This window comes from Cryomorphaceae bacterium (assembly GCA_007695365.1).
Lineage (GTDB): Bacteria > Bacteroidota > Bacteroidia > Flavobacteriales_D > SKUL01 > SKUL01.
On sequence record REDV01000077.1, the window covers coordinates 1 to 10974 of the forward strand.

Here is a 10974-nt window from a genome sequence, read left to right on the forward strand (position 1 = left end):
GCAAATGAGTAATGCGATCATTGCTTGCCCAAACAGCACGAAGAAACCGCCTCGGTTCTCTGTCATAGTGCTACCTTTACGCTTCAGCTTTTTGTCATGAAATTTTCTACCCTTCTTGCCATGTTGTTGGTGGGCACGCTCTTTTCCGGAGGCGTGTGCTACCCGCCTGCCTTGCCCAGCCGCGCAGACCTCGATAAACTTTCTGTACCCCCGGGCTTCAGCATTGAACTGTACGCCGATGACGTAAGCAACGCCCGATCGCTGGCACGCGCCCACGACCAACTGGTGTTTGTGAGTACGCGCCGAAAAGGAGTTTTGCACGCCCTTGTTGACCGCAACGCAGACTACAAGGCCGACGAGCACATCGTTTTTGCCGAAGACCTCGATATGCCCAATGGCATTGCATTTCACAACGGTGATCTTTACGTGGCCACGCTAACGGAAATTATTGTTTTCAGAGACATTGAAAACAACCTCAAGCCCAATGCACCCTATGAGGTAGTATATTCAGGTCTGCCATCAGAGCGCCACCACGGTTGGAAATACCTGGCCATCGGCCCCGATGAGAAACTCTACTTTACCGTTGGCGCGCCGTGCAATATTTGTCTGCGTGAAGAGCCCATTTTTGCCACCATCAGCAGGATGAACCTCGACGGCAGCGACCTCGAAGTGTATGCCCACGGCGTGCGCAACTCGGTGGGTTTTACCTGGCACCCCGAAACGGACGAAATGTGGTTTACCGACAACGGCCGCGATATGATGGGCGACAATATGCCGGGCGACGAGCTCAATCACGCCCCGGAAATGGGGATGCACTTTGGTTTTCCGTTTTGTCATCAGGGCGATGTGGTGGACCCCGGCTTTAAAGAATACAATTGCGACGACTATACCCCTCCTGCACAGGTGCTCGGCCCGCACGTAGCCTCACTGGGTTTAAAGTTCTATACCGGCACGCAGTTTCCCGACTCGCTGCGCCACGATATTTTTATTGCTGAACACGGCTCGTGGAATCGCACCACACCCATTGGCTACAGAATTACCCGCATCGAAATGAAAAACGGACAACCTGCCTCCTACACAACCTTTGTGGAAGGCTGGCTGCAAGGTGCCGCTGCGTGGGGCCGCCCGGTAGATGTGATGGTAATGGACGACGGATCGATGCTTATTTCGGACGACCACGGCGACAAGGTGTATCGATTGAAGTACGAGGGCTCCTAACCCATCTTCCAGCTTTTTGCGGGTAGTGACGGTACAGCAGTCCAACGCTGAAGGAGGGTAACAAAATGCTCTCGCGCTATGCTCTCTGCGCCAAGTGAAGCGAGGTGTGTGGTTTCCATCTGACAGTCTATCAACTCAAAACCAAGCTTGCGCAGCCATTGCACCAATCGAATAAACCCAAACTTACTGGCGTTGCTCTCGCGTGTGAACATCGATTCGCCAAAAAATACTTTTCCAATGGCCACACCATACAAACCACCCGCAAGTTCGTTCTGCGCATTCCACACCTCTACTGAGTGCGCGTGGCCGAGTTGATTCAAACGGATGTAGGCCCCGCGCATATCATGGGTGATCCACGTTCCGGGCTGGCCTTGCCTGGGCACTTCGGCACAAGCAGCAATAACTTCAGAAAACCCTTGGTTCATCGTTACGCGAAAGGCATCTCTGGCAAGCAACTGTCCCATGCTTTTACTCACTTTGAGCTTGTCAGGAAAGAGCACCATACGCGGGTTGGGCGACCACCACAGCACAGGGTCACCCTCGTTAAACCACGGAAATATGCCTTGTCGGTAGGCTTTAAGCAGCCAATCCGATGAAAGTTGCCCGCCCAGTGCCAGCAGCCCGTCGGGTTGGGCGTTCTCTACTGGAGGAAAGTCAGGAACACTATGTAACACTTTAATAGCCATGTCTGGTGCAAAGATAGTAACGGGAGAATTGGGTGAGTAGATGATGTGATGATTAGATGATTTGATAATTATATGATTAGATGATGTGATAATTAGATGATGAGATGATTTGATCATTTGGTTATGCGAGGTTGAGACAACAATCGAAGCCGATTTTCGCTACCCTTCCAATGCCGTACCTTTGGAGCATGCATATTTCCGAGATCGAAAAATTGCGCAACCTGCTTCAGGGGCCACTGCCGGGCGAAGTGGCACACCGCAAAATGCTGTCGTACCACCGACCTGCTGTAAGCGAGGTCATGAAGCAACCCAGGGATGTGCGGCATGGAAGTGTTCTCATTCCGCTCTACCCGCACCACGACACCATCTATACCAGCCTTATTTTGCGGCCCGATTACCCCGGCGTTCACGGCGGCCAGGTGGCTTTTCCGGGAGGGCAACAAGAAATGAATGAAACGGCTTTCGACACAGCCCTTCGCGAATCCAATGAAGAGCTGGGCATTTCACCGGGCACGGTTGAAAAACTCGGCTCTTTAACTCCTGTGTACATTCCGCCGAGTAGGTTTTTGGTTTCGCCCTTTGTGGGGGTGCTTCCTGAAAGACCTTCTTTTGTTCCTGACCCCCGGGAAGTAGCAAGCTTAATCGAAGTTCCGCTCATGCACCTGCTACATGACGATTACCTCACTCAGCGTAAAGTGTTTATCAAGGCATTCAATGTGCACATGGATGTACCCTGCTTTTTGCTCGACGGACACGTGGTATGGGGTGCCACAGCCATGATGATCAGCGAGCTCAGAGAGTTGTTGAAGTCCTAAAAAAGCAATGTGTCAATTGGTGCCTTCCTTCACAAAGAAGAAGGTGCCGTTTTCGTGCCCGAAGCCCGAAATGATCCCCAACTTGGGAATGCTTCCCGTTCTTGAGCCCTGTTCCTTCATTTTAAGCACCACGGCCTCGATGGGTACGCAGGCGTCGGAGGTTTGATTCAACAAATTCACAAATGTTTGGGCAAGGGGAGAGTTGCCTGTAGCCAATTCGTACCCCGAAGAGGAAAGCACCTGCGAAGACCGCAAGCGCGTGGCTTCCCAGTCCTCACATCGGCGAATTGTTAAATCGTCGCGGGTCACATCGGCAAAGGAAGGCCCGGCATCGCAGGCATCTGTAACCACCAATGTGTGTGTTAGTTCTTTGGAATAGGACTGCATTCCAGCCTTCAGGGTGTTGATGTTGAAGTAGCTGAATTCATCGTCGCGCCGGGCATCTACAGGAAACCAGTAACCGGTTTCGTTGAGCTGTTTGCCGTGCCCCGAGTACCACACCAACAAGCTGTTCACCCTGTTTCCACGCACCAAATCGCGCAACTCAATGCTGAAAAAGCGCTCCATATCTGCTTTGCTCATGTTCTTTTTGTGGAGCACTTTATCGATATGATAATCACCCAGGGCCCGCTGAAGGTTGGAAACATCTTTCTCAGGGCCGTCGATACTGGCGAGGGATTGATATCTTGAATTTTCGATAAACACCACCCATGTTTTACCCATCGGATTAATTCCGGCGAAAGCAGCTGCCTGTCTTCGCAGCTTAAAGCGCTCTGCGCGCTCGTTTCCGTGCACGTCAGTAGCGGTAATGGTAATATGATCTTTGTTGGAGATATCCACATGTGCCGTAAAGCGAGGGTTCAGGCGGTCAATGGGATAGCTGGCCGTTACTCCTTCCACCAAAATACTCTTGATATGGCTCTCATCGGTAATGTGACCCCGCACCGTAAGCAACACCACGTCTTCATCAATGATAAGTTCCCGCTCTCCTGCCACAAAGGGTTCGGTTACATGAATTAACGGTGGGTCTATTTCATTGCGAACAATATCAAATGAAACGGACGCGGTATTGTCGTACCAATCGGAAGTGGTCAGCTGGATTTCCGAAATATCGGAAAGCGCCAGTTCGTGGGTAAATTCCGGATTGAGTTGTTTTCGATCGAAAGCGAGGTTGTGACCATTTAAGCGAATATGCTTGATACGGCTTTGATCGTTGATGATTCCATTGATGGTGAGCGAATCTACATCCATCCTGATTCGGATCACCCCGTCTGCCCCAACTGCAGGATGATGCAATACAATACGCGGAGGGTCGCTCTCGCGGTGCAGCTCTAGAATCCGGTCGCGAGCTGCCCGATATTCTTTCTTTCGCACCTCATTGTTGTCATTGGCAATCAGCGACAAAGCCTCTTCAAAATCGCTGAGCGCCTGGTTGTGGTTAAAGATGGCCTCACTGGCCAATCCGCGTTGGTAATAGGCTTTGGCATTGAGTGGATTGGCGCCAATAACCCTGGTATAGTCTCCGATGGCGTTTTGGTGTTGCCCAAAGGTTTGAAAATAGGAGCCGCGCAACATGCTCAGTTCGGGACTATCGCCGGAAACGGCAATGGCTCTTGAAATATCGTCAATGGCCTTGGAAAATTCAAAACGGTGAAAATAAATCTGGCTCCTCAGCACCCTCAAAGACACATTATCGGGAAATATTTCGAGCCCGGTGCGGGCTGTTTCATACGCTTTTTCGAGTTCTTCCGAGCGCAGGTAAGACGACTGATGGCGCTCAAATCGTTTTAAGCGCGCCGAGACAATTCCGGGGTAGGCATCTTCAAAGAGGTTGTTTCCTTTGAGAATTTCTTCAAAACTGGCTACCGCTTCATCGTAATTTCCCAGGCTGTCGCTCACTACACCCAGCCAGTATGTATTGATGAGTGTGCGTTTCTGCCCAACAGCTGCACTGGCAGCCAGGTGCGCCCGGTAAAAATCGCCTTTGTTCAGGTAGAGTCGCGTTTGCAACTGAAGAACATCCATGTTTTTGGCATCCTGTTGATAGGCCTTATTCAAGGCTGCTTCAGCGCGATCCAATAAATTAGCTTTCAGAAAATTCCTTCCGGCGTTGGCATAAAAATCGTTTTTTTTCCCGGAGATTTCTGCGGCTCGGTACCAGTCATCACCCGCGCTAGCGAACTCTCCGAGCTTTTCATACGCCTCAGCCCTTCCTGTGAAGGCGCGTTCAAATTCAGGTTCCAATTGGATGGCTTTCCCAAAGCGATTGGCAGCTTCCCGGTAGTTTTGATCCTTCAAGTCGTTCTGGGCAATCTTCAGGTAGTCTTTCGCCGATTGTGCATTGACCTGAAAACCCGCCAAAAGCAGTGCTACCGCTAACAAAATGGAATATCCTGCATTTGGTTTCATCGAGAATAATTTAACGTCAATAGACAAAGTTAGCACTTTCATCGAACAAGCAGGCCTGGTGCACAAAATTCTTTTCAGCCTGAATCCGAAGCGCTAAAGCTTCATTCCTATGACGATAATATCATCGAGCTGTTGCACATTCCCCATCCAGTCTTTGAGGGTCTTGCGGAGAACGCCCTCTTGCTCAGCCATGTTTCTGCCATATAATGACGCCAGCAGCTCCTTAAAATTTCGCGACTTAAACTTCTTGTAATCAGGTCCGCCAAACTGATCTACGTACCCATCGGAAAAGACATAGATGCAATCTCCGGCATGAAATTCCACCTCGTGAAGGGTGAAGATTTTTTGAGAGTCGTCCTGGTAGCTTCCCACTGAAAATCTGTCGGCTTTGAATTCGTGCACCTCGCCATCTCTCACCAGGTATAGCGGGTTGAAAGCACCGGCGAAAAGGATTTTGCTCTCAGCGGGCTTGATGGCCACCAGTGCAACGTCCATTCCATCGCGGGGCAGGTTTTGGTTTTCTTTCTGTCTGAGGAACTTCTCCACTCCCTCGCTCAGGTTGGTAAGGATTTGCTCCGGGCTGGTAATGCCTTGCTCTACCACTATTTTATCGAGCAAGCTGTGACCCACCACCGACATGAACGCACCCGGCACGCCATGCCCTGTACAGTCGGCAGCGGCAAAAAGTAACTGGTCGTTGAGCTGGCTGAACCAATAAAAATCTCCGCTTACAATGTCTTTGGGGCGGTATAACACAAAATTCTCGTAGCCGAAGTCATCTATCTGATCGCGCGGCAGAAGGATAGCATCTTGTATGCGTTTTGCGTAATTGATGCTGTCCAGAATATCATTGTTCTTTTTCTCCAGTTCATCGCTCTTCTCCACTACCTCGCGGGTTCGCTCCTTTACCTTTTCTTCAAGCACACGCTTTTCACGTTGCAGATTTCGCTCCCGGATTTTCACAAAGAGGATAAACGCCAGAATAAGACCCGCTCCGCTCGCTCCGTAAAAAGTGGTGCTTCTATACCACGGTGGGTGAATCACAAAGGTGCTTACTGAACTTATTTCGTGCTCTTCTCCCCAGCGATTGCGGGCTCTTACATGAAAACGATAGCTTCCTTCGGGCAATCCCAAATACTCTGCTGAGCGATTCGGGGTCCAATCGCTCCACCGCTGATCCCGGCCTTCGAGAAAAGTTTGATAACGCACACTTTGCGGGTCGCTTAAACTGACTGTAATAAACTGAAATGCAAGCTCATTCTGATCGAACTTCAAATCCAGCTGCTCCTTTTCTTTTGCGGTGTTTCCATTTACCAACGACCTTGTTATTCGCAGTAAACCAACCTCCTTCACAGGTTTTTCCAGTGCCGGATTATTGAGAAAGAGTCCGTTTGCCGTGCCGTACCACAATTTATTGCCCGAGCTGAATGAAGCTCTTTTTCGCACTTCAAGCCCCATAAATCCGGCTGATTGTGTGTAGTGCACAAAATGCTGATTGGCTTTGTTGAAGCGTGTGAGACCGAGGTTGGAACCCAACCAGAAATTGCCTTGCTTATCCTGATCAATGGTTGAAACGGCATTGCTCAGCAAGCCATTGTTGCGCGTGAGATGTACAGGCTCTCCGGAGTTTTCAAAGAGATAAACGCCCTGGCCTTCCATTCCCACCCAGAGTGTGCCGCTATCGTCGTGAAGAAAACAGGCAGGTGTACCTGTACTCAGCAGGGTGTAGGTGGAATCGGGTGTGATACGCACGGCTCCGCGTCCCACAAACCCTACCAATAAATGACCCTCGCGGGTAGATGATACGGCCGAAATGTGATTGCCATTCAGTCCATCCCGTTGTGTAAGGCGATCAAGGCTTTCTCGCTCCCAGTCAACGCGAAGCAAACCATCGAGCGTTCCAATCCATAGCACTTTGCCATCGTGACTGTGCATGTCGGTTACCTTGTTTTGGGTGATGTATTGGTTGATGGCAAAATGACTTCTGAAACGACCGGTAGCGGGCGTAAAACTGAACAGGCCGCCAAACTCAGTTCCGAGCCAGAGCGTTCCGTCGCGGGCAAGGGCTATATCATTGATGTTGAGATCTCCCAACCCTTCATCAGTGCCATAGCGAATGGCATTGCCGCCTTTTTCATCCAGAGAAACGAGCCCTTTCTCGGTAGCCAGCCATATGCCACCACCTGCTTTGGGCTGAATGGCGTTGTACTTGCGTACCGCAAATCTGTCGGGAAGCGGGTATGATGTAAACTGAAACGACTTAAAGGCCATCATGCCGTTGTCATTGGTGCCAATCAGCACGTTGTTTTCGCGATCGGCTGTGAGGCATTGAATTTTTTCATCGGACAGACCATTGTTGCTGTTCATGGTTTGGATGTGCCCGTTGGGACTGATTACCGACACTCCGCCTCCGTAGGTTCCTGCCCATATATTGCCATTTTCATCTTCGTGCAGACAAAACACAAAGTTGTGGGCAAGTCCATCCAACACATCAATGATTTCGATATCCGTATTTCCGGGTGAATACTTGTATAGACCTCCGTTGTGTGTTCCAAACCAGCGCATTCCACGACTATCTTCGAGCATGCAGGTAAGCTGAAACATATTGGTCATTCCGCCCGGACGGTAAAAAGAAAAGGAACCGTCGTCTTCGAGCTTTTTCAATCCGGCATCGGTAACAAAATAGAGCGCTCCATCGGCAGTAACACATATGTCAAACACCCTGTCGCCCAAACCTTCTGAACCCATGTACTGCTGCACTTCAAATTTGTTCGCCTCACCGTCATACCCCTTTACACGAATGGCGCCCAATCCGTTGGAGGCAATCCAGAAATCGCCCGAAACCGACTCCTGAAAGTCATAAATATCACCCTTGCTTCGCAGGCCAGGCAGATCAACGGTTTCAAATACACCGTTGCTGTAGCGGGTAATACCTCCTTCGTAGTGGCCAAACCACACACTGCCGTTTGAATCCTGATAGATTGTTCGCACTCCTTCGGGGGCAATACCGTCGGCATCTGTATAGTTTTCAAATCGGTACCCATCAAAGAGCGAAATTCCGTTGACGGTGCCAAGCCAGATTTTGCCATTTTGGTCTTCGCACAAAGCATACACCTTGGATGCGGCCAATCCGTCTTTTACGCCATACTCCTGAAAAGCAAAGTGCTGAGCCTCTATCGAGCCGCCTGGAGCAGAACCAAGAAGCACACAAAGTACAATGATGTAACCGCGGTACATGGGCTACCTCTTTTTACGGATGAAGAAAAAAGTGCCGTCTTCGTGCCCCATGCCGCTCAAAATTCCAAACTTGGGAGTTTGCGTACCCTGACCAAGTACCACTTCGGTAACTTTACGCACAACCGCCTCAATGGGCAGACAATCATCGGGGTGATTGCTCAGCAGATTCGCAAAAGTTTGGGTAAATTGGGAGTTGTCTGAGGCCAGCTCGTAGCCCGCCGACGAAAATACCTGCGAGGAACGCATGTGGGTGGCTTCCCAGTCATCACACCGCCTGATTATCATATGGTCGCGGGTAACCTCAGCAAATGACGGACCGGACTCACAGGCGTCGGTGATGACCAGTGTGTGCGATAAATCTTTGGCGTAGCCCTGTAAACCGGCTTTGAGCAAATTGATGTTGAAATAGCTGAATTCGTCGTCACGCCGGGCGTCCACAGGAATCCAATAACCTGTTTCATTGATGTATTTGCCGTGGCCGGCATACCAAATCAACAAACTGTTTACATTGTTGCTTCGAACAAGGTCGCGCAATTCAATGCTGAAAAAGCGATCCATTTCGTCCTTCGTGAGGTTTTTGCGATGAATGGTGTTGTGAATGCTATAGCCCGCAAACGCCTGTTTCATCAGGTTTACATCACGCGCAGGCCCGTCAATACTCGCAAAGGATTGATATTCTGAATTTTCAATAAACACCACCCACGTATTTCCCATGGGGTTATCTTCGCTGATAGTTAAGCCATCCCGCCGTATCCGCAACTTTTTCGCTGCTTTATTGCCGTATTCATCCTCCGCATTTACAGTGAGATACTCCATATTGGCTATACGCACTTTGGCGCTAAAGCGTGGGTTGTGCTGTGAAGTATTAAAGCTAGCATTGACGTTGTTCACCACAATGGAGGTGATTCTGCTCTCGTCAAATATCTGCCCTTCTACATTGATATCGTATATATTACCGGCAATCCGCACTTCTCCGTCGTCGCCGGCATAGGGCGAAAGCAAGCGGATTCTCGGAGCATCAGTTTCAGTGCGTTTCACCCTGTAGAGCACCTGCGAAACATTGTTGTAGATATCTACGGCCTCGAGCTCAAGCTCTTTTGCATCGCCGGGTGTCCAATCAAACGAAAAATGGGGGTTAATAGAATCGCGAGGAATGGCTGCGGCTTGTCCATTTATCAGCAATCGGTCAATAGGGCTATCGTCCGAAATATCACCGGAAAGGGTAACCACACGCTCACCAGCCGGTATTTCTATTTCATTGAGCTGATTTACCTTGTGTGAGGTAACCTGAATTTGAGGGGGTTTATCCTCTTTTTTGAGTTGATAAAGTTGTGACTCAGCCGATGCAAGCAGCGTTTGAGCCTGTTCATCGTAGGGTGCACGCCGCAACAGCTCTCTGTAATCCTGAACAGCCAGTTCAAAGCGGTGCAACCTCTCAAAGGCTGCGGCGCGCCGGAAGAGTGCCTGGTGATCTGTTTTGTCGCCTTCAATAATGGTGGTCCAATCGGGAATGGCATTCTCGAACTGCCCGGTTTTTTCGTACACGGATGCTCGCTGCCTGATGGCTCCGATGTTTTCAGGCTCTGCTTCAATCAATGCCGACAAATCATTGATGGCACCGTGAAAATCGCGAAGCTCGGTTTTCACCTCACTCCTGATCCAGTAAGTGCGCGTAAGTTTTTTGGGTTGCTCAAGCGCCCGATTGCAATCTTCCAATGCTTCGCGGAGTTTGCCCTGCCTCAAACGGGCATGAGCGGCACCGAGGTGTGCTTCGGTCAGCTTTGGGTCGGAAAAGCGCGCCTGGTTGTAGAAGGATTCGGCTTCGTTGTGCCTTTTGAGACTGTCGAGCACCACTCCCCGGAGGTATTGATTTACCGCACTTTTCTTCCGTTTGAGCAATTTTTGTGAAAGTTCTTCTGCTTTATCCAGGTGGTCAGACTTGATTTGTGCCTGAAGGAGTTCCTGCATCACCACAAGATCTTTTTTATTGAGCTCGTGGGCGCGCTGCAAGTGGTTGAGCGCTTTGGCGTATTCACCGCGCTCCATATCAATGGTGCCGAGCATATGGCGCGCCTCCCAAAGTTTAGGGTTGATGGCTACTGCACGCTGAAAATCTCCGTAAGCCTCCGCAAGCCTTCCCATTTCGCGCAGGCTATTGCCCATACCCATGTGGGCATCTTCAGAGCGGGGGTCTATCTCTGCTGCCTGTGCGTACTGATGATAGGCATCTTCGTACTGTCGGGTTTGATAAAACTTGTCGGCTGCTTTCAGAACTTTTTTAGGCGACTGGGCACTCAGCGGTAAAACCAGGGTCATCAAAAAGATATGCAGCAGGCCGTATTTCATTGTTGCAATGATTAGTAGAGCGTTGCCGCTGGGGTAGCTTCAATGCTTCCGAGGTGAAACCGCAGAAAGCCAAATGAAGCCGACAGGGTAGCTCCGTCACCACGAAGGTAGGTAACTAAATCGCGCGAAGCGACTCCGGCCTCCCAAGTTCCGTTTCCAGCAATGAAAGTGATACCCACAGGAATTCTTGCAGCGTAGTTACCGCCAGACAGGAAACCGAGTGAGAAACGCACCCACTTGAGCGGAGCATAATCGCCTCCTAC

General features: G+C 50.2%; 7 protein-coding genes. 2 read left to right on the forward strand and 5 right to left on the reverse strand.

The window, feature by feature from the left end:
- Positions 1-96 precede the first annotated feature (96 nt).
- Positions 97-1218: a sorbosone dehydrogenase family protein gene (locus tag EA392_06310; GenBank protein TVR39498.1), complete on the forward strand. Its 1122-nt coding sequence runs from the start codon at positions 97-99 to the stop codon at positions 1216-1218.
- Here the strand turns inward: EA392_06310 and EA392_06315 are convergent.
- Entirely contained in the window at positions 1215-1904 is a 690-nt protein-coding gene (locus EA392_06315) for a leucyl/phenylalanyl-tRNA--protein transferase (protein TVR39493.1), read from the reverse strand. The two genes, EA392_06310 and EA392_06315, sit on opposite strands and share 4 nt — an antisense overlap.
- 188 nt (positions 1905-2092) lie before the next feature.
- Between EA392_06315 and EA392_06320 the strand changes: the two genes are divergently transcribed.
- Positions 2093-2719: a CoA pyrophosphatase gene (locus tag EA392_06320; protein TVR39499.1), complete on the forward strand. Its 627-nt coding sequence runs from the start codon at positions 2093-2095 to the stop codon at positions 2717-2719.
- A 12-nt stretch (positions 2720-2731) separates the two neighbouring features.
- Here EA392_06320 and EA392_06325 read toward each other — a convergent pair whose 3' ends face one another.
- From EA392_06325 to EA392_06340, 4 genes are all read right to left on the reverse strand, one after another.
- On the reverse strand, positions 2732-5170 hold the full coding sequence (locus EA392_06325) for a hypothetical protein (GenBank protein TVR39494.1): 2439 nt from the start codon (positions 5168-5170) through the stop codon (positions 2732-2734).
- A gap of 51 nt (positions 5171-5221) precedes the next feature.
- Positions 5222-8365, reverse strand: coding sequence for a hypothetical protein (locus EA392_06330; GenBank protein ID TVR39495.1), 3144 nt, complete (start codon positions 8363-8365; stop codon positions 5222-5224).
- A 3-nt stretch (positions 8366-8368) separates the two neighbouring features.
- Positions 8369-10711, reverse strand: a complete 2343-nt coding sequence (locus EA392_06335; GenBank protein TVR39496.1) for a hypothetical protein — start codon at positions 10709-10711, stop codon at positions 8369-8371.
- Between the two features lie 11 nt (positions 10712-10722).
- Positions 10723-10974: hypothetical protein (locus EA392_06340; GenBank protein ID TVR39497.1), on the reverse strand; the 252-nt coding region annotated here is incomplete at its 5' end.